We start from the raw sequence: 22,555 nt of genomic DNA on the forward strand, positions 1-22,555 counted from the left end.
CTCCCCTCGCGGGAGAAGGGTTGAGGATGAGGGGGCAAGCCCCTGCCCTCAGGCCGCGCTGCTGGCCATCTGCTCCTGCTCCCCCTCGCCGAAGCGGATCACACGGTGACACACCTGATGCAGCAGCGCCTGCTGGTGACTGAATACCAATATGCCTAGCCCGCGGCTCTCGCATTCGCGCATCAGCTCCTGCCAGAGCTGGCGCTGGATGCGAGGATCGAGCTGGGCTGTCACCTCGTCGGCAATCAGCAATCGGGTTCTGGGATCCAGCGCCCGTAGCAGGGCGATGCGGGCCAGCTCGCCGCCGGAGAGCTGGCCCGGCTTGCGGCTGAGCCACTCCGGGTTCACCAGAAAGCGTGCCAGCATGGCCTCGTCCGGGCGCCAGACATCCCAGAGCGCCTGCCCCGTGCTGCGGCGTGGGTTGAAGCAGAGCTCAGGGTGCTGGGGGATCAGCTGCACCGGGTTATAGCCAGAGGTTGGCAGAGGCTTATCATCCAGCAGCACCTTGCCGCCATCAGACAATGGCCGCCAGCCCGCCAGTACCCGCCCCAGAGTGGTCTTGCCATAACCGCTCGGCGCCGAGAGGCCGAGCCGCTCCCCCGCCTTGATCTTCAGGCTCAAGCCCTGCCAGAGGGGCCGCTCTCCCTGATGGATGCTCAGATCCCTAACCTCGAACATCAGCACACCTCCGGCTTGGCAGGGAACAACGAGTGAAACTCCGGCAACGCCTGCCAGTGGGCTCTCAGGATCTCGCTGCCCTGCCCCGCCCTCAGCTGCTGGCAGCTCAAACTGTCGCTCACCCGACCCTGATGAAGCGCGACGATGCGATCGGCAAAGCGGGCCGCCAGCGCCAGATCGTGGGTGACCCAGAGGATGCCGCTGCCCTCGGCGGCCAGTTCCCGCAGCTGGGCCAACAGCTGGCAGGCCAGGCCTTCATCGAGCCAGGCGGTGATCTCGTCCGCTAGGATGAAGCGCGCCCCGCTGAGCGCCGCGGCGCAGGCCAGAATGCGTTTCGCCATGCCGCCGGAGAGTTGGCGCGGGTAGTGAGCCAGGGTGTGCACCGGCAGCTGGTATCTCAGCAATTGCCGGCTGAGCTGCTCGCGCGAACTGCTCTGGCCGCAGAGGCGGGCGGCGCGACCGAGCTGGCGCTCCACCGTCAACAAGGGATTCAGCGCACTGACCCCCTGGGGCACATGGCAGAGGGTATGACCACGCAGCCGGGCCCGGCTCTCGTCACAGAGCGGCGCGCCGTCGAGGCTGATGGTGCCGCCCATGCGCAGGTTGCCTGGCAGCAGGCTGAGGGCGCTTTGCAGCAGCAGGCTCTTGCCCTCACCGCTGCCCCCCACCAGCGCGACTATCTCGCCGGGAGCCAGTTGCAGATCGATGTCGCGAAGCAGAGGCTGCCAGCGACGGCGGCCCAGCCAGTTGTAGCGGGCGGCCTCTATGGTGACCTTATCGAAGCTCAGCATGGCTCCCCCCCAAACCAGAGCCGTTGCAGGGCTCGGGTGGCCAGATCGAACAGCAATACCAGCAACAGCAGCATCAGCCCGGGGAAAAGGGCCAACCACCAGCCGCCCCCCGCCAGATAGCGCAGGGCATCGGCCAGCAAGAGCCCGAGCGACGCCTCGTGAGCCGCGAGACCAAAGCCCAGAAAACTCAAGGCGGCGCTGTGCAGCACCGCATGGGGAAACATCAGGAGCGTGCCGATAAACCATTGGGGCAAGAGTCCGGGCAGCAGATGGATGCGCCAACGCCCTAGTCCCCCCATCCCCTGACAACGGGCCAGCACCACATAGTCGCTGCTGGCGATGCGTCTGGCCTCGGCGCGCAGGATCAGCGCGAGTTTCGGCCAGTGGGTGAGCGCCACCGCCAGGATCACCCCGTGCAGGCCCCCGCCCACCGTGAAGCAGATGAGGATCAGCAGCAGCATGTGGGGCAGCGCCAGCATGGCGTCGATCACCAGACGCACGGCGGCGTCACATCTGGGGTGCACCAGACAGAGGCTGGCGGCCAGCATGGCCAGCAGGCCGCTGCACAGGGCCGTGCTGATGCCGAGCTCCAGACTGGTGAGGGTGCCCTGGAAGGCGCGCAGCCAGAGATCCCGCCCCATCTGATCGGTACCAAACCAGTGGGCCATCGACGGCCTCTGCTGGCGAGCCAGCAAGTCCATGGGCACCTCCTGCCCCGCCAGGTGCCAGCCATAACCGGCAAGAAGCAGCAGGCAGCTCAGGGCAAAGGCGAGGCGCAGCAGTGAGGGCAGCGGATTAAACAGCATGGCGTTCTCCCCAGCCCAGGTTGATGCGAGCGAGCAGCAGACGCGCCACAGTGTTGCCGAGAAACACCAGCAGGGTGCAAAACAGCACGATTCCCATCAGCAGGGGAATGTCACCCCGCAGCCCCGCATCCACGGTCGCCTGACCGAGTCCCGGGTAGGAGAACACCTTCTCTGCCAGGAGCGACCCACCGATCAACTCGCCAAGGGAGGCAAACTGCAGGCAGAGGGCCGGGGTCAGGGCGTGGCGCAGCACGTGAAAACGCAACATGGGCCAGCCGCCGTCCCCCTGGGCGCGGGCGTAGCGGATGAAGTCGCTCTCCAGCACCTCGGCCACCCGCCCCCGGGTATGCAGGGCAATGTTGCCCATCCCGAGCAGCGCCAGGGTCGTCACCGGCAACACCAGATGGCGCGCCCGCATGGCCCAATCCACCTGGTCAGCACCCAGGCCCGGCTCCCAGGCGCAGCAGACCGGCAGCAAGGGCCAGTGCACCGCAAACAGGGCCAGCAACAAGAGGCCTACCCAGAAGGTGGGCAGGGAGGCGAGCAGGTAAGCGAGGCGGCAGATGAGCCGGTCCGGCCAGCGGTTGAGATAGCGACCGGCGCAGAGCCCCAGCAAGACACCTAGGGTGCCGGAGAGCAGCCAGGCCCCCGCCAGCAGCGCAAAGGAGGCAGCAAAGCGCTGCCCTATCACCTGGGCTACGGGTGCGTTGTAGAGCATGGAGTAGCCGAGATCCCCCTGCAGCACCCGGCCGAACCAGTGCCAGTAGCGTAGCCACAGGGGCTGATCCAGCCCCCAGCGGGCGGCAATCTTGGCGTATTGCGCGGGCGGCACGTGCAGCAGATCGTTGCCGATATAGGCCTTGATGGGATCGATAGGAGAGTGACTCAGCAGCACGAAACAGGCGAGCGACACCAGCACGAGCAGCCCGGCCAGTCGCAGCAGGGTCTTGCCCGTCCTCTTGGCAAGCACCCAGCGGTTGGAGCTTAACGGCACGTCCACCGCCATTCCTGCAGGTTGTTCAGCAGAGACCAGCTACCGTGGATCTCGGGCGCCCCCTTGCCAAGATCGACGCAAGCGTTGGCCAGGTAGGTGTGCTGCACATTGAGCAGCCAGGCCCAGGCGGCATCCCCCAGTACCCCGGCCCCTGTCTTGCCGTCCCACTCCACCTGTTGCCAGAAGGGCAGGGCCGCCTGCCAGTTCGGGGCATCCAGCGCCTGCTTGAGGTGAGCATCCACGGCGGCATTGCGGTAGTAACCCGGGTTGTAGAACTCCACCCCGGCGGCGCCGCTCTGATAGTGGTGATAGAGCTCCATGGGATCCAGGCTCCCCCACCCCATCATCACAGGGTTGGCGTGCATGGCCCGCTCCACCTGCTCCCAGCTGCCAGATTTGAGGCTCACGTCCAGGCCAATGGGTTTGAGCATGGCGCGCACCGCTTCGGCCAGATCCCGCCGGGTGCTGTCCCCGCTGGTGTACCAGAGGGTGAAGGCGGCGCGCAGATCGCCCTTGTGGCGCACCCCGTCGCTGTCCCTCTTCCAGCCCGCCTCATCGAGCAAGGCATTGGCATGGGCCAGATCCCCATCCTTGAAGGCGATATCCTTGCCCTGCCACGGCAGCCCCTGCACCGCGCTGTAGGCGGGAATGGCATGGCCTTCGAGCAGTTGATCCGCCAGCAGCTTGCGGTCGATGGCGTAGTTGATGGCCCGGCGCACCGCCACATCCGAGGTGACATCATTGCCGATGGGGTTGCCCTTGGCATCATCTTTGCCCGCCGTGGGAATGGGGAAGACGATGCCCCGGTTCTCCACGCTCGGGCGTACCCAGAGTTTCACCGACGCAGGCACGGTAGGCGCCAGGGAGGGGGGAATGCGCACCACGTCGAGCTGGCCGCTTTGGGCGGCGGCATAGGCGCTCTCCTCGTCGATAAAGACGAACACCAGCCGCTTGAAGTCGTTGCTGCCACCGGCGTAATAGGGGTTAGCTTCCACCACCAGCTGCTGCCCCGGCAGATAGCTCACCAGCCGATAGGGACCGGCGCCGATAGGCTGCTGGGCATAGCGCTTGGGATCGTAATCCCGCGCCGAGACTACACCTAAGGAGCCCAGCACATTGACGAAGGTGCTCTGGGGGGCGCTTAACGTGATGGCCACCTGCAGCGGGGAGTTCACCTTGGCCGCTACGAAGTTGCCCATGTCTATCTTGCCCCCCTCCTTGGCCGCGCGATTGTAGGTAAAGGCCACATCTTCGGCGGTGAGCGGCGCGCCGTTTGAGAACTTCAGGTTTGGCTTGAGGGTGATGAGCCAGCCCTTGCCATCCTTGCTCGGCACCACGGACTCGGCCAGCAGGTTCTGCCAGCCGAGATCGGCACCCTCGCCAGCAATCTGCTTGAGCAGCGGGCTGTGCAGCAGCAGGTAACTGCCGTGACTCCAGCCGAGCAGAGGGTCAAACCCCTCGGCGGGTTCGGCGCCGATGGCGAGCTTGAGCTCGGCGGGGACGGGCTGGGCCGAGGCGCTCTGCACGCCAGCGCCCAGCGACAGGGCCAGCCACACGGCAGCCCCCGGGGGTCGGATCATCATCTTGCCTATCCTTTTGCGTCTCTCACCCCTTGGCAAGAAACGCCGCCTGATTAAACCAAACAAGGGGCCGATAGGCCCCATTCCTGATATGACGGTACCGGCGGGCTAGCCCTGCCGGGCACCCAGCAGTCGTCTGCGCCCCAGATCCACGGTCCCGGCCCCGTCCTGCTGCACGGGCAGGGATAGCAGCATCTTGTGCACGCTGCCCACCAGGGCCGCCCCTTCCTTCGCACTCAGGTGCGGGTCCAGCGGCGACATCAGGGAGCAGGAGAGCAGTTGTCCCAGCTCGGGCAGCTCCCCCACCATAAAGGTCAGGTTGCCACAGGGCAGTTGCAGGGCGATGCGGGACGCCAGTGGGCGCACGGGCCAGCACTGATCCGGTCCCGGCAGCACCACCACGCTCAGCATCCAGGGGGTGAGCACCACCCCGAGCCACTGCCCCTCATAGAGGGCACACTCCGCCAGGATGGGCATGGCCGGGTGATAGAAGGGCAGTGCCTGCATCTCTTCCCGGGCGATGCGCTCATATTGGGCCATCAGGATTGGCGAGGGATCGACGGCAAAGCCGACGCACTCCTCCACCGTCTCCTGCACGTCGGTCAGATAGGATTGCGCCATGCGACCTCCCGCTCCGTTTCGGTGAGGGGAATGGCCGGACAGCCGAGCTCGGCCAGCAGGGCCAGGATCCGCGCCTTGGCCTCCATCATCCCTGCGGCCACCACGGGGGTGAGGCCGATGCGGGGCTCGAGGGACAGGGGCTCGACCCCGACCAGGGTGAGCCGTCTTGGGGATTCCCCGGTCAGTTGCAAAGCCGAGAGCACGTCCGCCAGCCCGAGCTGATGGGGAGAGATCTTGCGACCAAACAGCGCCGGGATCTCCTCGTCCTCCAAGGTCACGACGGTGCCGGGCGGATTGGAACTCAGCACCGCATCCGCCACTATGATGTGATCGCGGCTCGCCATGGCTTCGAGCAGCTCCATGCCGGCGGTGCCGCCGTCCAGCAGCTCGATGCCGGGGGCGAAGCGGTATTCGCGCTCCAGCGCCTCGACGATACGCACGCCGACCGCCTCGTCGCTCAGCAACAGGTTGCCGACCCCCAGGATCAGGGTGTTCATCACAGCACCTTCACCTGGGTCACATCGCCGCTTTGGGTATCCACCACGTGGACCGCGCAGGACATGCAGGGGTCGAACGAGTGGATGGTGCGCACCACTTCCAGGGGCTTGGCCGGGTCGGCCACCGGGGTACCCACCAGCGACTGCTCGTAGGGGCCGGGCTCGTCGTTGAAGTTGCGCGGACCCGAGTTCCAAGTCGAAGGCACCACCGCCTGGTAGTTCTCAATCTTGCCGCCCTTGATGACCACCCAGTGGGAGAGCATGCCCCGCGGCGCCTCCTCGAAGCCCACCCCGCGAAATTCCTTGTCAGCCGGGATCTCGGCCTTGATGTAGGCGGTCACGTCCCCCTTGCCGATGTTGTCGATGAGCGCCTGCCACTGGTGGGAAAGCGTATCCTTGAGCACACAGCAGCGCACCGAGCGACCTATGATTCGGCCCAGGGTGGAGTGCAGCTGTTCCGTCTTGATGGCCGAACCCGTCAGGGTCTGATAGATGCCGTTCAACTGATCGAAGTGCGCCACCGTGCCCGGGTGCTTGGCCGCGAGCTTCACCAGCAGGTCGGCGAGCGGGCCTACTTCCACCACCTTGCCGTAGAAGGTGGGAGATTTGACCCAGGAGTACTTGCCGTCATCCTGCCAGCCGGTGTAGTTCGGCTCTGTCTTGCCTTCCCAGGGTTTGAGTGGCTCATCGTCCTTGTACCAGGCGTGCTTGTTGCTCTCGGCGATGCCGTCCATCAGCCAGGCATCCTGATGACTGTCGATGGGGCGATAATTCGCCAGATCCCCGTTCTCGATATAGCCCCCCGGCAGCAGGAAGCTGCCGCCCTCCCCGTCGGTGGGGAGCTCGGGAGCGCAGAGGTAGTGCTTGGCCCCCTGCCCCAGGCTCAGCCACTCGGGGTAGTGGGCGGCTATGATGGCGGCATCCACCTTGTAGACCTGCTCGATGAACTCGCCGAGCCGGTCGATGAAGCTCTTCACGTAGAGCAGGCGCTCCAGGTTCAGCACGCTCGGGGCGTCCAGGTTGATGGGGTTCGCCACCCCGCCCACCGCCAGGTTCTGGATATGCGGCGACTTGCCCCCCAGGATGGCGACGATGCGGTTTGCATCCCGCTGGCACTCCAGGGCCTGCAGGTAGTGGGCCACGGCGATGAGATTCACCTCTGGGCTCAGCTTCATGGCCTTGTGGCCCCAGTAGCCGTTGGCGAAGATGCCGAGCTGGCCGCTCGCCACCAGGGCGCGGATCTTCTCCTGCACCTTGGTCAGCTCGGCGGCGCTGTTGAGGGACCAGGTCGATACCCCCTTGAGCATGTCTGACGCCTTTTGCGGGTTGGCCTCGAGGGCCGCCGTGATGTCCACCCAGTCCAGCGCCGAGAGCTGGTAGAAGTGGACGATGTGATCGTGGATGTTGTGGGCCGCGACGATGAGGTTGCGGATGTATTGGGCATTGACCGGCACCTTGGCGCCGATGGCGTTCTCCACCGCCCGCACCGAGGCGATGGCGTGGATGGAGGTGCAGACCCCGCAGATGCGCTGCACTATCATCCAGGCATCGCGCGGGTCGTTGCCCTTGACGATCTCCTCCATGCCGCGCCACATGGTGCCGGATGACCAGGCCTTGGTGACGACGCCGCCTTCGATCTCACAGTCGATACGCAGGTGCCCCTCGATGCGGGTGATGGGGTCTATGGTGATACGTTGGCTCATACGTTGGCTTTCCCTCGGGCCTGATAATCTTGGTGAACACGTTCAAGCGATGGCAACACCGGCAGCAGCCGGATCAGCAGCAGATAGGCGCAGACCTCGATGGCGACGAAGCCAAGGGAGATGAGCACCTCTTCGGTACTGGGGAAGTAGTGGTAGCCATTGCCGGGGTTGAAGGCGAGCAGGGAGTAATCCAGTCGCCAGAGGGCGGCGCCCAGCAGCATGCTGAGGGCCCCCAGGAACAACATGCGGGAATCCCGGCGGCTCTTGTCCCAGTGGAACACCAGCAGCGGGAATATCATCAGCGCTATCTCGCTCCAGAACATGATGGCGTAGCGGTTGAAGTCCGACAGGTATTCCGACTTGTCGTTGATGACGATCTCCGCGAAGCGCAGGGCCACGAACAGGATCAGGAAGATGTCGATCACCTGGGTCAACTTGTAGAACAGCGGCTTCTCGTTGGGGCCGCGCCCCGCGAGCCCCGCCTGCACGAGCGACCCTTCAAACACCACTATGGAGAAACCCATGATGAAGGCGGTCAGCAGGGAGAAGACAGGCAGCAGCTCGTAGCTCTGCCAGAGCGGATGTATCTTCTCTCCCGCCACTATCATCAGGGATCCCATGGAGGACTGGTGCATGGTGGGCAACAGGGCGCCGAGGGCCAGGATGAAGAACATGATCTTGTTGAGCCGCGCCATGGTGGTCTTCCAGCCGAATTTCTCCAGCAGCACGGGGGCGAACTCCAGCACCATGACCCCGATGTAGATGGTCATGCAGACCGCCGTCTCGAACAGTACGGATGAGGTGTTGAAGTGACCCGGCAGGTAGAAGTAAGGCAGGTTCCAGTAGCGCCCCACGTCTATGGTGATGGAGAGGCCGCCCAGCGAATAGCCAAACAGGCTGGCCAAGAGCGCCGGTCGTACCAGGGGGTGATACTCACCCCGGTTGAAGACGTAGACGGCCCAGGCCAGGGCCCAGCCACCGCAGGCGAAACCGGTGCCGATCAAGAGATCAAAGGAGATCCAGAGCCCCCAGGGGTAGCCCCCGTTCAAGTCCGTGACCGACCCCAGGCCGAAGATGAGGCGCTTGAGAATAAGCATGCCGCACAACACGGCGAAGGGGGCCAGCACCAGCACGGGCCAACTGACCAGCTTACCGCCCAGCGGACGGGCCTTGTGTTCACTCATGATCCTTGCCTCCCGTCTGTTTGCCCTGATCCTGCGGCTTGCCCTGGTCGTGCTCATCCCCCCGATCGTGGCGCTTGGCATTGCGACGAATCAGCACGGACAGACCAGTCAGCACCACCATGGGCAGCACCATCCCCTTGTAGAGGGTGTGCTGGATATGTTCCGAGCGGGCGCCGGAGGAGAGCTCGGGCAGGTCAGGCATGTCCAGCTTGGTGTAAGGCACACCGGCCAGCACCAGCACCTGGGTGCCGCCCCCCTCCTTCTCGCCATAGACGTAAGGCTGGTAGTTGGGCACTTCATGCAGATAGGGATCGTTGGCTCTGAGGGTCTGGCGCGGGTAGGCGTATTCGCTGCCCGGGGTCGCCAGCAGGCGACGTTTCGCCTCGGCCATCAGATCCTCGCGGGTGCCGAAGATGACGGCACCTGTGGGGCACACCTCGACACAGCCGGGCAGCTTGCCCTGATCGATGCGTTCAAGCCCCTTCTGGTTGCACAGCTCGCACTTGTGGATGGCTCCTAGCGGGTTGTCGTACTCGTATTTGGGCACGTCGAACGGACAACCCACCATGCAGTAACGGCAACCGGTGCAGACGTCCGGGTTGTAGTGGACTATGCCGGTCTTGGGATCCTTGCGCAGGGCCTGCACCGGGCAGACGGAGACACAGTTGGGATCCACGCAGTGCATGCACTGCTTCTTGATGTAGGCGTAGCCATCCACCAGCTGGTCCTTGTGTTCGCCGCTGCCGCTTCGCCACACCTGGATGATATTGTTGGTGTAGGGGGTCAGCTTGTCGTTGTTGGACCAGGTCCGGGCGCCGGCCGGGTTGGCCGGATTGCCGTTGAGGCGCTGACACTCCGCCACGCAGGCCTGGCAGCCGACGCAGAGGGTGGAGTCGTAGAGCATGCCGAGCGCCCCGGGGATGGGCGGCTTGTTCTTGGCCGCCGCCATGGCGCTGCCAGGCATGACCGCCCCCGCCGCCATGGCACCCACTGAGGCGAATTTGAGGAAGTTGCGTCTGTTCACGGTCATTCCCCCCGTGAGGTGTGCTGCTCGGCTTCGTGGCGCTTCTGCTGGCGACCGAGTTCACGCACCGTCATCAGGCTCACCCCGACCAGCACCCCGAGGGCACCACCGATGAGGCCGGTGGCCGTGGGCGACATGTGCCCCCCCTCCTGGATGGCCACATCGGGTTTTTCGACCCGCGGGGTGGGATTCTCCACCTTGGCGAGCTGGAAGATCCCCTTGCTGAAACCGATCCCCTGTTCGTTGCAGCCATAGCAGGGGTGACCTATGCCCACGGGCCAGATGCCACCGCCTATATCGCAGAACTCCAGGGTCGAGCAGTTGCCGTAGGTCTCGGGCCCCTTGCAGCCGAGGTGATAGAGGCACCAGCCCTGGCGGTGGCCCTCGTCACCGAACTCCTTGGCGAAGCGGCCGGCATCGAAGTGCGGGCGGCGCTCGCAGTTCTCGTGGATGAGGCGCTCATAGGCGAACAGCGGCCGCTTCTTGGCATCGAGCACCGGCAGCTTGCCGTAGGTGATGTAGTAGGCGACCGTGGTGAGAAAGTTGTGGGGGTTGGGCGGACAGCCCGGGATATTGATGATGGGGGTGCCGATATTGCCGAGGGCCGCTTCCAGGCTGACGGCGCCGGTGGGGTTGCCACCACTGGCGGGCACCCCGCCCCAGGCGGAGCAGGATCCGATGGCGATGACGGCGGCCGCATCGCTGGCGGCGCGGCGAATATGGTCGACGATGGGTTCCCCCGCCACCATGCAGTAGACGCCTCCGTCCTTGAGGGGGATGGAGCCATCCACCACCAGCACATACTTGCCCTTATAGCGTTCCATGGCGTTGTGCTTGTTCTCTTCCGCCTGATGGCCGAAGGCCGCCGAGAGCACCTCGTGATACTCCAGCGAAATGGTGTTGAGGATCAGGTTCTCTATGGTGGGGTGGGTGGCACGCAGCAGCGACTCGGTACAACCGGTACACTCCTGCGCCCCTATCCAGATCACCGGAGGCCGCTGTGGGCTGGTGAGCGCTGTAGCCATCTTGGCCACTGCATTCTGGCTTAACCCCAGGGTTGCGGCCATCCCGGCGCACAATTTCATAAAATCACGGCGATTAATTCCATGAGCCGATAAAAAATTATCCGCGACCATTCGTCTTATTCCCGTCAGTGAGCATTCTTTGACAAATGCTTAATTGCGGAAATGCTATGCCTCCTCCCCCACCCTTATGTTGATCTCCATCAAGTCAGGGGACATTAGTCGACTAGAAAACTCATCACGAAAAATAAAAAATCCATATACAGCAATGAGTTATCGAAAATCATTCTCAACTAACCAATACCCATTATGGGTTATTTATTGATCGCTTGGAATTAAAAACATTTAAACTTCGAGTTATTCGAAGGATCCATTGCTCAAAATGAAAGCGTTGTCACAGAATCATTCTCCCGCGGCTGATATTGGACATTCTCGAGACTGGGGCCGCAATTTCGTTAAGTGGAGCACGCAAAGAAAGCTTGGAAAAAGCAGTACAATACCGATTAATTAATCAAGCCTGGGTTGCTCGTCATCAGTCGTAGGCCATCGCTCTGACAACCCCACTTCCTAACCCCCTACCCAGCATAGGCCTCAAACAATCCTCTACTCGTAAGTCCTCTACAAACACGAAACAGCCGAGGACGGCTCCCTGACTCAGAGAGAAAAACCAAGTAAGAGAGTGATACCGCCGCTGTTGCATGATCTTGGATATAAAAACACCGGCTAAAAGCCGGTGTCGGGAATTTTATAGGGAAGTAAGGCATCACCAATGAATTTAAATGGGTGTATTATATGGGGCATTAATTTCAATCTGGAAAACTATTTATTTCTATATTGACTATATTACCATTTTCTTTAAAGCTAACTTGTGTTCCCCCCCCTTCCATGGAACTAAGCAATTTAATATAGTTCTTTGTCAGTACTGTATATGTAATAGATATTTCACCCGATTTACCAGTATCTTTTGAAGACAGAATGGTAAACTCATTCGATTTTTCACTCTGACTACGAGAAAGCACATCTTTATAGTTAGGAAGAAGAGAACTCCACCCATTATTATTTCCTGAACTATTTACATAAAATTGTTCGTATGCAGAATATATTGCCCCATTATATACACAGTGATCATTTCTTTCATAATCCCCCCCCCTAACAACAGTACAAACTATATCACCAATATTGTATTTTTCTTTATCAGAGCCAGCTGTGGATGAGTGTTTATTACTGGATGTATAAATAACACTCCATCCATTATTATAAAAAATAAGATCGGTCCCTATTTTTATGGCAAAGTGATATAAGAAATCACACTCACTCTCGCCACTGGAGAGTGAGTCAGCTCGTGTAATAAAATCAATCTCGCTATCCTTTATTTTTTTATATTCTCCATCATCTCCTGTATTTTCTTTTACATGGTGAATACTATCTAAATCAGACTGTCCTCTTTTCTTAGGAAGATCAGAGCGCACATTAACTTTGCATACACCAGGAATAGAAAGAACACCATCATCCAGCATGATCTTGCTATGTAGCATAGCTTCCTTTAAAGCAATATCTTTACTATCAGATAGAGTCAAGTTACCGGTTTCTTCTGGCGTAATATTTTTATCTGCAACCTTCTTAAAAAAATATTCATCTGCATGACCAGCAGATGAAAGAAACATTAATAATGAGACCACGCCTATATAAAAGCGCATTAAACATCCCTCTTAAATACTACAGTGTGCAGGATTAAATACATCATTTTAAATATGATGTTATTATATCTTAGATCGCTTTACTATCAACAATTTATTTAGCAATTACTTTGTGTAGCCTACGAATAGCTTGAAACTCTTACTAAGAGTAGAGAGGCAATGCTATCAACAGTATTGTTTGTAACCATGTAAAATAAATAAAACAAGCAGTCTTACACATTTCCATTACATACGCTTTCATTAAGGTGTTTACGAAAAGAGCTTTCCAAAATGCAAAAATGAACCATTAGACAATGGTTCATTTTAAAAAATATATTAAATCAGCGCACCTCTTTCTGTGCATATGTATTACATATGAATGGCGCTATATTTATATATCTTAATCCTACTATATTCATGTTAAAAATGACTATAAGGGTTTTATTTCAACTTCTATTGTATTTACGGCATCAGAACCAGTAAACCTAATAGATTTATTATAATACATATATGAATATACCCCAACCTCATTACCAACAGGTTTACCATATATACTTAAAACATCAGACATTTTACTTCCTATATATATCCCTCGACTACTGAATCCATTGTGCTTATTTAGTATAATTTTACTAATTCGATAATCATCAAAGTCTCTCTTAGTCTTATCATAGTTAAGGTTTGATGATTCCATATATATGGAGCTAAAATCATGTATAAAAAATTTATAGTCAACACCATTTATAGTTCTGAATACATTCATGAACTTTATTACATCACCAGCTTCAGTATTATTCTTAAGTTCTGGATATAGTTTCTCATAATTAGTATCAATATTTACCTCGAAGCCATCATAGTATATAAAAAAATCATTTTTATTTACATCAATGTTTTTAATTTTTATATCGCTAACGTCAATGCGTGATGACTTTACCCATCCCGCATGTACTGCGCCATTTTTATCCACGTAATTTATATATTGGAATCCATTGTATGATGCATATGATACAGCTTTATCACCCTTTATAATAAATACATTCTTTGATTCACACTCATCTAGCGGATAGATGTAGAATGATGTTCTACCCTGTGACGTCACAGTAACATCGAATGTATCATATTCTACATGCTTATTTTCAAATTTCTTCCAAAGTGAAATTATATTTTCACACGCTGCATACGAGCTAGAAGCAAAGAATAAAAAGACAATAACAATTTTATTTATCATTTCCATCCCTTATAAAGGAGTCTATCCATACAAGACGACATCATGAAATATATCAAACTTTTTGTATTCGGGGTCAATACTTACCCCATAACGCATGACTACAATACGGATATTCTGCAGCTGGCGCCAGATTCTACACGTCATATATTATGTATTTTTGGTGGTTGACAACATTATTATAGATCTTGTTGGATATCAATAATAAATGGTTTTATCAAAATATTACATGACCAAAAATAATGACGAGCAGAAGACTTCCAATGCCACTTACTGGGGTGTCTGACGATGAGCTTGTTTAGGTGTGCTCTTTTCGTTGCTTAGCTCACAACACTTGTCGGTATCGACACTGGTAACTAGGTCGCTGAAGTGCATAAACGGAATATTTCACCTAGATAGTCATCAGCGCTGGCGCAATAATTATCGCCCTGCTTTATTGGATAAAGCATCCTCTACATCTGGTTCCTAAGTAAATACCGCAGATAAATTTGATTTTTCTCTGCATGCCACCAACTAGAGAATCAGTATTTCTGCTAGTTCGAGATAGCCAATGCTTTCACCAGTATTGAATTGTCCCCGTGTTGGCGCTGGCAACAGATAAAGCTTAGCTTGTCCAACGGAAAGTAACTTTACTTGCAGCATCCTCACCGATTACCTAGACCATAACTATTTCCTTTTATACTTTCAGATTTCACCCACCCTTCGGTTGTCACCCCATTCTTCCCCAAATGCATTATATAATGAAATCTATTATACTCCATATAAGCATCAAGTTGATCTTTAAATATAATGAACTTATTAGTTTTACATTTATCATATGGGGCTGAATAAAAATAACTTCTTCCCTTTACTGAAACAATATAACCAGACTCTGCACTGCTTATCCTTTCTGCTTTCACTTTACCATTAGTGTCCTTTTCTGCACAAAACATATCTATTTCATTAGACGACACGGCTCCACAAAAAAATAAAAAACAAAAATGCAGTTTTTCATTCTACCTACCCATTAGACTTCATAATACGGGGCAACTTATATTCATATTTAAGGCCTGTATCTTGAAGGCCCAAAACCCACTTCAGATGTGCCGCATCTTTCTCTACCGTGGGAGATTCGACCAATTCCTCCTGACTCTTGCCCTCCATCGCCACCCACAGATCCTTACCATCCTGCTTGCTTTTTCTTCTCATGCAAGACGAGCTCTGTTGGCACCTTGGCATAGATAGTCCCCCCTGATGCCCGCTTTGTTGGCCAGCACGTCGTCAAGGCGAGGCTCCTGGGTAAAGAGTTCGAGATACACCTGATCTTTGCTCTCTTTCCCCCAATAAGGGAACCCGGCGTTTCCACCAGGCCGAGGTATCCTATTGTCTCGCCTGCGGCGATGGCGACGGGGGATGGCAACCGTCCTCTGCGCACCAATGAAGCGAAGCTACCAATGTGCAGCTATCAAAACAGTGGACATTCCAGATTTTTATTGTATTAGCGAACAAAATAATCATAGCAGGCCGACTTTAATTTTTTCAGCCTTCCTCTTAACTAAAAATAACTTCTTAGATAAACTTTTTAATTCTGGTTGAATTTATTTAAATAATCAATTCTGTCAATAATTTTTTCAAGCTGACAGGTTAGATATTCGACACCAAAGCCTTCTCCTCCAGACCCCATGCCTTGTGGGTTCTCAAAGTTACAACTAGAATCACGAAACTTAATCCAGTCACGCTGAGCTAATTTTAAATATTTCGTTCTAGGTTCACCAACTCCCTCATAATCATTCTGTAAGTATGAAAAAATATCTTTATAAACTTTATTAAGTTCTGCATCTGACTCTTTATACAATGAGTCAACACACTTAAATCGAGCTATCAAGTCAAATTTATCGCATTGCCTTACATCAAACATTGCTATCGATGACGCAAAGAAACATCCTAGTATAATCATAAATAGTTACACCTTCTTTAAGGTCTATCGAGTGGGATGCTAATACGTTCATCTCGACTATTGCTATATACGTAACTTTTGGAAATAGAGCTAGATTAGGAGGGTGACAGTCCCTCAACGATAATAAATGACCTCTAAGATGTGGTGACACCTAGATGTATAAGGTACTTCAGCATTTCATAACTTTCACAATAAAAAACAATCTTCATAATTTTCTGACGCTTGATAAAAATTAAATTTCTTTCCTTTTGAATTTATGTAAAATATGTCGTAAAAATTAGCACCTTGATAGCAAAAGTGATACCTTCCGTTTACCTTACTATTAATTATTTCAATCCAGTCACTATTGGCAGTATATGGCGGCCCTTCATCTGTCGCCTCTTCTTCATAGTTTGTCTGGACTATAGTTATTTTATCTTTATTATTCCCATATTGAACATATCCTCCAACCCAACCTGTAGTTGAGGCCCACATCATTCGCATTTTAATTTTACCATCAGTGCTCACAAAGCACCGAGAATCCACACCGACATCTTCAGCATGGCAGGCCGAAGAGAGTATAACAAACATTAAGACTAAATATTTTTTCATGTCAGTTACTCTAGAATCACCATACACTGTTCAACAAATTCCCGCCAGTCCTGGCAGAACCGTCTATACCACTTTTTATCAGCTTCCTGCTGAGTTAATGGTTGTGCATCTAATAGAGTTTAAAAACGTCTATATCCTGTTAGAGCTTTGAGGACTATTATTCGCACCGACTTTATTATTCCGCCCCCACCACGCCAAAGCTCCTTTCCTCATATTATAAATTTCACTATCTTCAAACCTATACCCTCCATTTATATTCTTAACAAATACATTTTAATTCGCGAAGTTATCAATGGTCAGATTGATTTTAAGCTGCCTGTTTATATAGTGAGTCAAGCCACCATTTACTAATAAGCTACTATACAACAGGTCGTCTTTTTCAAATGTCCTTTGACATGCAGAACGGCCGAAATATATATACCAATATGCTGGTTTTACAACATGGGGAGCAACACTCAATTTCTCTCTGCATTCATCAGAGCTGGTAAAGTCTTCACCTACATAATCACCATATGCTTGATAATTGTCTCTGAACGTAATTTGTATAAGTCCTCTACCATACCAAGGACTATAGGATTTTGCATTCCATCCGATCTCTTTGGTGTAATAAAGATTGCCATTTTCATAAACGACTTGCGCTAAAAAGTGTGCTTTCCCCACGCAAGTAGTTACAGAGTGGTCGCTAGATAATTTATTAAACGTATCCAGATAAGTCTGCAATCTCTCATCTGAAACACCTCTGGCGAGTTTAAGTGACTTAAGTTCTTCCAATGTTAAATCACGATTACATGCACAACCAGTATGTTTATCCTCGAAAAGGGCCATCATCCCAGCTGGATGAATATATCAGGGTTTGACATCACCCACCACAGCAGCAACCTCTTCTATCCAAGCCATTTTATTGGTGGCATCCAGCACATATTTGTACAGGTTGGGTATGCTTTCATGCTCTTACCCTAGGTTTTACTCTTAAAATAATTAACATGCAATTTAACATCCAGTCATCATTTTAAAATTACTTGGTAACTGATATATCAAAAAACTCCGGCAAGGAGATCACTTTAAGTAAGCCAGCAAGCGGCTTGATATTTATCACACAATTAAATTTGTTTGCCCACCCTTGTAGCCGACCCTCTTCTTTTCGGATAGAGTTATACAAAATTATGACATTGACTTACATCAAAAATAGAAAACCATGGTGCGGAAAAATAGTTTATAATAATAAATGGCTATCGCTTACTGAATACTAAAGAGGGTACTAGATCAGGATCTAGCCCCCCTATTTAAAGTCAGCATCCATCAACAGTGTATGACAGCGCTATATATTGACCATCAACACCTAATGGTGAAATCAACATTGGCTGAACAGCATTATATGTCCCAGCTTTCGATTTATCCGAAAAACATATGGTGTAATCAGTTACCCCATCTCTATTTTTATCCTTTTTTTCTATAACGGTAAATGTATACACCCAGTCCTTATTATCTATCAAAAAACCATCACTAAAATAACTAGGTTTAGAAAACCCCATTTGACTTAAATAAATTTTATCCTTTGTTCTCTTTGGCATCAAAGAGCTTCGGAAAGTTGATATATTCAACCTTTCATATATAACTTGCAATTCTGAATGCGTAAATGCCTGAACATTAGCCACGACAGAAAATGAAAAAGACAAAAAAACAATAGTCAAAAATTTCATAGTATACCCTTTAAATATGCAGCCTCTTTGCGTCTTCTTGTAATATAAGCATCCCCAAAGTCCAGGAGATTTTCATAAGCACCCTGCCATTCTTGATTTACAACTTGTTCCCAAAGTGCTGGTGTACTAGCTTTTAGAGAGCCGTACTGATACTCGACAGAGGCAATAACTGTCTGAGCTTCCTTAGGTAAGGACTCAAAATCAATTAAGCTTTCAGAATTATATTTTCTAATTAACTCCTCTGTACTTTGTTTTTTAACGGCCAAATAGATTTCATTTGCTTCATCTAAGGTAACTGCTAATGGATTGTTTCTAACATAACGATCTGCCTCGGATTTTTTTCTCCCTAAATAAGGTGCCAACTTAGATACTAAAGAAGCATTTAAGCCAAGTCGATTAAGGTCAGACAAGTTTCTAGCACCTAAGTCAAAACCAACAGATATTGTCACACCACTTTGGCTAGTTTCTGGCTCAGGTACATAGCCATTTAAAATCATCCCCCCCTCTAAGCTATGAATGAAGTCATAATCGATTTTTAGTGATGACTCATTCTCGCTCTTCCCTATCAACCCCATCATCCCTGCCGTATGAATAAACCAGGGTTTGGTATCACCTACCACATCAACAGCCTCTTCTATCCAAGCCATTTTATTGGTGACGTCCAGCACGTATTTGTACAGGTTTGGCATATTTTTCAGCTCTTGCTCTAGCCTTGGCCACGTATCGCGCTTTACCCATTCACTTTCATGCTTGATAAAGAGGTTACGCACTTTGTCTGCGACCATTTTTTCGGCCATCGCAGCCTTGATTTCATCGGCACCGATACTGCCATCACCATCCCGATCTGTCACCAGCTCTTCGTAGACTGCGCTGAAAAAGTCCCCTCCTTCCTTGCCGTCAGTGTCAGCTTTGTCAAGGAATCCATCGGGATCCGAGCCACCATCCACCAATGTCACACCCAGCATGGCCCACTCATGCTGGTTCACCAATCGGATATCACCACTAATAAGTACATGCTGATCCTCGGCCACTTTCACAAATTTGTCGGCACCATGGAGAACTATGTCCTGAGTTTTTATCGGTTTAGGGGCATCTAATGGACCAAATGCTCCTACCTTGCTGTAACTGGTTTGATTGTTCTCCTTGGTCAACTTGTAGGTATCTATCTGCTCCCCCTCTTTGAGCAGCAGATACTCTTGTCCTTTGACCAAATTACCTTCGTTACTGATACATTTACTCAGAGCCTCCTTGTCATTCTCTGCGACAAATATCTCCATATGTATGGCTTTACGATCTTCATTGAGAACATAGCCATTGGCCGTTGGTTTCGGTGTTTCATGCTCGCCCCAATGCCCGACCACTTCACCGGCCTTGACCGAAATGGGATCGTTATGCCGCAGCGCCACTTTGTCATAAACAATGGGAGTATGCCGAACGGCATCGCTGGGTTGGCCCAACATCTCTTTGGCAACCCAGTAACGCTCACCTTTCGAGGCATTCGGCACAACTCTCCCTGTACCATCGGTCAGTTTGCCTTGGGCAACCTCCCAGACCTCAATCTCGAGATACTCTTTCATATTGGAAAATACGACTGGCTGAGCGGTGGTTCGTGCTATTTTGCTCATTTTTGGCAATCCCGTAGCCACAGCCTCCCCCTGTTCTTTGCTCTTACGCAGATAGCTATTGCGGCTGACCGGGTAGAGACAAGGAATATCTTGCTTAGACATCATCCAGTCGGGCTCAACCTTGCGTACTTCCTTGATAAATTGTGAGGCCACATAAAACTCTGACGGATCATCGCCCTTTGGGGTTGCATAGCTGACTAGCTGGTAAGAATAAGGCTCATTCTTCAGATTCATCCGCTCTGATGGAGCCCCAATCAAGGTAACTTCGGCCCCCTTGCGAGCCGTGCCCAGCCTGTCCTCTTTCTGAAATTGCAGATTCGCTGTGGCCTTGTATATAGCGACACCGCTCCCTGTCAGCACATGATGCTCTGGCTCACCCTGATAAGCATTTTTGCAAGCAATATGCATATAGAGGCTGTAGAAGGTAAGGGTATTTCGCTTTGGCTGCTGCTGTCCGGAAACCTCTTCTGTGGCTTCATAGTGATGACGGATCAGGCAAAATGAAGGGGATGTTCGCAAGGTGATCCCCTCACCAGGTTTCCCCTCTTCCGGCTCAAGCTGCACAGCTGCTGGCTCGGAGGCAATGCGGTAGGCCACTATCTCTCCATCGGCGATCGCTCGCACAGCCCCCTCTGGGTGCCAACCTCCCTTATCGCTAAAATGAATGCCGCCATGCCAGATACGGTTGCCGCCCAATAGGAAAGTGCCACCCGGTTCACCATTGAGCTTTCCGATAAACTCTTCAAGCGAGGCAATTTCTTTGGGGGTATCACCACTGCCCACTTGCATTGGATATAGAATTTTCATTTTCGTCTTTTTACTCGTGATCGCACGACACTATCGCTCTTAACGGGATGGTACAAAGAAGGTTTGTGCAGGCTCCTGCTCTTTGAGCAGCGCCTCAATCGCTTTTTCGGTGGGGACGGCCTTGGCCAACTCCAGCGCCTCGGGGGCCTTGACCACTTCCACGGCCTTGGGCACCACGGGAGCCTTGCCTGCCCAGCCGGAGCCTGAGCCAGCGCTGCCGCCGGCGTTGAGTTTGATGGCTGGGCCCACCAACTTGATGCCGCTCGGATCCACTTTCACGAAGCTGCCGCCCCCCTTGAGGGTGATCTCGGCTCCCGCCTCCAGCACCAGCTTGTCCCCCACCTTGATGTGCACCTCCTGCCCGGCCTGCACCAGCAGGGACTGGCCCAGCTTCTGGTGCATGGACGCATCCACGGTGAGGGAATAGTCACCCTTGATCTGATCCCGTTTCTCGCCGTTCACGGTGAGATGGTCATTGGCCTTGATCCGGGTCACCCGCTCATTGTCGATGTCCCTGTGCTCGTCGTGCTTGATGTGCCAGGCCGCGTCGTTCTCGATCAGCAGGTTCAGGTCTTTCTGACCGTGGATGTAGATCTCTTCCTTACCCGCCTGATCCTCGAATCTCAGCTCATTGAACCCTTCCCCCTGATGGGTCTCGGTGCGCAGCACGGTGCGGGTCTTGTTCGCTGGCAACTCGTAGGGCGGCCGGTTGGTGGCGTGATAGGTGCGGCCAGTGATGATGGGCTGGTCCGGATCCCCTTCGAGGAAGCTCACTATGACCTCGTGGCCGATACGCGGGATCGCCATCATGCCGTACTGGCCGCCAGCCCAACCCTGACTCACCCGCACCCAGCAGGAGCTCTGATCGTTGCTCGAACCGTAGCGGTCCCAGGGGAATTGCAGCTTCACCCGGCCGTGCTCGTCGCAGTAGATCTCCTCCCCTTCTGGCCCGACCACGGTCGCGATTTGCGGGCCGTCCACCATGGGTTTGTGGGGCGCCTGTGGGCTGCCGATGCGGGCCCGCCAGGTGCTGCTGGCTTTTACTACCCCGAACTCGTTGTGGTAGACGGTCGGGCCGCTACCCCCCTCCTCCTCCAGCGCCTGGGGCTGCTGGCCGGTGTGGCTGATACGCACGACTTGCCAGTCGGCGTTGAGCGCCCCGTTCGGGTGTTCGGTGAGGGAAAACGTCTGGCCCGGCAGCAGGGCCGCGCAGTTGGACTTGCCCTGACCGGTGACGGCGTCATTGCGCAGGGCGTCGAGCCTGTGCTGGGCAAACGCCTTGCCACTCGGGTCCAGCTTGTAGCGGCCCGGGTAGTCGAAGTGCTGGTAGCTGTCCCGCTGATGGGAGAGTTCCGCTTCTACCTTCTTGTGGGACAAGCCATAGGCCGGGGTCTTGAAGCTGTAGTCCCTGAGCTCCACATCCGAAGGGCGCACCGCCTCCCGGTAGTGGAACTGACGCACATAGGGGCCCTGCTCCAAGGAGCGATTACCCAGGTTGAAGAAGAGCTCGGGGCCCGCGGTCAATGCGGCGGCATCGTCGGCAAACACCACCCGGTGCTTGCCCTGCTCAAATTCGTGGAAGTAGAAGAGCCCCTCTTCGGCGGCGAGCCGGTTCAGGAATGCGAGGTCCGTTTCCTGGTACTGGACGCAGTACTCCCGCTTCGCGTGTTCGTTCTTGAGCGCGAAGGCGTAGTCGGTGATGCCGTGCTCCTGCAGCAGGATGCTGAGGATCTCGTCCGGCTTCTGGGCCTGGAAGATACGGGAATTCTGGCGAAGCGACAGCCGCCACAGGGCCGGCTGCACCAGCAACTGGTAGCGGGTGCGGCGAAAACCGCTGTCCCCTTGCGCAAAGTCGCTCACCACCCCGCACACCCGCCGTTGCAACTCGCCGTTGTACCAAATGAGTAGCTCGCAGGGCTGGTCCAGCACGGCGCCGAAGTCCACGTCCGGCTGGGGGCTGGCCAGCTCCAGCCTCAGCTGGAAGGGTGCGTTCAGCGCCTCTTCCAGCGCGAACTCTGCCACCACGAAGGTACTCTCGGGCAAGGCCCCCACCTTGACGGTGAATTGTAATCCTGTGCTGTCTGCCATGATCGGC

At 53.9% G+C, this 22,555-nt stretch carries 20 protein-coding genes; all 20 read right to left on the reverse strand.

The window, feature by feature from the left end; translation table 11 throughout:
• Positions 1-48: 48 nt before the first annotated feature.
• Positions 49-678: an ATP-binding cassette domain-containing protein gene (locus ACRCYW_RS07890; RefSeq protein WP_438549570.1), complete on the reverse strand. Its 630-nt coding sequence runs from the start codon at positions 676-678 to the stop codon at positions 49-51.
• Positions 678-1,469, reverse strand: coding sequence for an ATP-binding cassette domain-containing protein (locus tag ACRCYW_RS07895; protein ID WP_438549571.1), 792 nt, complete (start codon positions 1,467-1,469; stop codon positions 678-680). Before ACRCYW_RS07895 ends, ACRCYW_RS07890 begins: the two co-directional genes overlap by 1 nt.
• Complete coding sequence (locus ACRCYW_RS07900) at positions 1,463-2,275, reverse strand: ABC transporter permease (RefSeq protein ID WP_438549572.1); 813 nt, start codon at positions 2,273-2,275, stop codon at positions 1,463-1,465. The genes ACRCYW_RS07895 and ACRCYW_RS07900 overlap by 7 nt, the downstream gene beginning before the upstream one ends.
• Positions 2,265-3,275, reverse strand: coding sequence for an ABC transporter permease (locus ACRCYW_RS07905; RefSeq protein WP_438549573.1), 1,011 nt, complete (start codon positions 3,273-3,275; stop codon positions 2,265-2,267). Before ACRCYW_RS07905 ends, ACRCYW_RS07900 begins: the two co-directional genes overlap by 11 nt.
• A complete protein-coding gene (locus tag ACRCYW_RS07910) occupies positions 3,260-4,852 on the reverse strand; it encodes an ABC transporter substrate-binding protein (protein ID WP_438549574.1) in 1,593 nt (530 codons plus the stop codon). The genes ACRCYW_RS07905 and ACRCYW_RS07910 overlap by 16 nt, the downstream gene beginning before the upstream one ends.
• Positions 4,853-4,957: 105 nt before the next feature.
• Positions 4,958-5,470: a hydrogenase-2 assembly chaperone gene (hybE, locus tag ACRCYW_RS07915; RefSeq protein ID WP_438549575.1), complete on the reverse strand. Its 513-nt coding sequence runs from the start codon at positions 5,468-5,470 to the stop codon at positions 4,958-4,960.
• The gene (locus ACRCYW_RS07920; RefSeq protein ID WP_438549576.1) at positions 5,452-5,967 is read right to left on the reverse strand and encodes a HyaD/HybD family hydrogenase maturation endopeptidase; all 516 of its coding nucleotides are present in this window, start codon (positions 5,965-5,967) and stop codon (positions 5,452-5,454) included. Before ACRCYW_RS07920 ends, hybE begins: the two co-directional genes overlap by 19 nt.
• Positions 5,967-7,670: a hydrogenase 2 large subunit gene (hybC, locus tag ACRCYW_RS07925; protein WP_438549577.1), complete on the reverse strand. Its 1,704-nt coding sequence runs from the start codon at positions 7,668-7,670 to the stop codon at positions 5,967-5,969. Before hybC ends, ACRCYW_RS07920 begins: the two co-directional genes overlap by 1 nt.
• Positions 7,667-8,854 carry a Ni/Fe-hydrogenase cytochrome b subunit gene (gene hybB, locus ACRCYW_RS07930; protein ID WP_438549578.1) on the reverse strand — a complete coding sequence of 396 codons (1,188 nt, stop codon included), beginning with the start codon at positions 8,852-8,854 and terminating at the stop codon, positions 7,667-7,669. Before hybB ends, hybC begins: the two co-directional genes overlap by 4 nt.
• Positions 8,847-9,884, reverse strand: coding sequence for a hydrogenase 2 operon protein HybA (gene hybA, locus ACRCYW_RS07935; protein WP_438549579.1), 1,038 nt, complete (start codon positions 9,882-9,884; stop codon positions 8,847-8,849). The genes hybB and hybA overlap by 8 nt, the downstream gene beginning before the upstream one ends.
• Positions 9,881-11,014: a hydrogenase 2 small subunit gene (gene hybO / locus ACRCYW_RS07940; RefSeq protein WP_438549580.1), complete on the reverse strand. Its 1,134-nt coding sequence runs from the start codon at positions 11,012-11,014 to the stop codon at positions 9,881-9,883. Before hybO ends, hybA begins: the two co-directional genes overlap by 4 nt.
• 692 nt (positions 11,015-11,706) lie before the next feature.
• Positions 11,707-12,597: a hypothetical protein gene (locus ACRCYW_RS07945; protein WP_438549581.1), complete on the reverse strand. Its 891-nt coding sequence runs from the start codon at positions 12,595-12,597 to the stop codon at positions 11,707-11,709.
• 409 nt (positions 12,598-13,006) lie between these two features.
• A complete protein-coding gene (locus tag ACRCYW_RS07950) occupies positions 13,007-13,804 on the reverse strand; it encodes a hypothetical protein (RefSeq protein ID WP_438549582.1) in 798 nt (265 codons plus the stop codon).
• A 641-nt stretch (positions 13,805-14,445) separates the two neighbouring features.
• Positions 14,446-14,733: a hypothetical protein gene (locus tag ACRCYW_RS07955; RefSeq protein ID WP_438549583.1), complete on the reverse strand. Its 288-nt coding sequence runs from the start codon at positions 14,731-14,733 to the stop codon at positions 14,446-14,448.
• Positions 14,734-15,362: 629 nt separating this feature from the next.
• Entirely contained in the window at positions 15,363-15,737 is a 375-nt protein-coding gene (locus tag ACRCYW_RS07960) for a lysozyme inhibitor LprI family protein (protein WP_438549584.1), read from the reverse strand.
• Between the two features lie 186 nt (positions 15,738-15,923).
• Entirely contained in the window at positions 15,924-16,328 is a 405-nt protein-coding gene (locus ACRCYW_RS07965) for a hypothetical protein (RefSeq protein WP_438549585.1), read from the reverse strand.
• 273 nt (positions 16,329-16,601) lie between these two features.
• A complete protein-coding gene (locus tag ACRCYW_RS07970) occupies positions 16,602-17,156 on the reverse strand; it encodes a hypothetical protein (RefSeq protein WP_438549586.1) in 555 nt (184 codons plus the stop codon).
• Positions 17,157-17,617: 461 nt separating this feature from the next.
• Complete coding sequence (locus ACRCYW_RS07975; protein WP_438549587.1) at positions 17,618-18,028, reverse strand: hypothetical protein; 411 nt, start codon at positions 18,026-18,028, stop codon at positions 17,618-17,620.
• On the reverse strand, positions 18,025-20,460 hold the full coding sequence (locus tag ACRCYW_RS07980) for a pesticin C-terminus-like muramidase (protein WP_438549588.1): 2,436 nt from the start codon (positions 20,458-20,460) through the stop codon (positions 18,025-18,027). Before ACRCYW_RS07980 ends, ACRCYW_RS07975 begins: the two co-directional genes overlap by 4 nt.
• A gap of 39 nt (positions 20,461-20,499) precedes the next feature.
• Positions 20,500-22,548, reverse strand: a complete 2,049-nt coding sequence (gene tssI / locus ACRCYW_RS07985; RefSeq protein WP_438549589.1) for a type VI secretion system tip protein TssI/VgrG — start codon at positions 22,546-22,548, stop codon at positions 20,500-20,502.
• Between the last annotated feature and the right edge of the window lie 7 nt (positions 22,549-22,555).

This window comes from Aeromonas sp. (assembly GCF_051657805.1).
GTDB lineage: Bacteria > Pseudomonadota > Gammaproteobacteria > Enterobacterales > Aeromonadaceae > Aeromonas.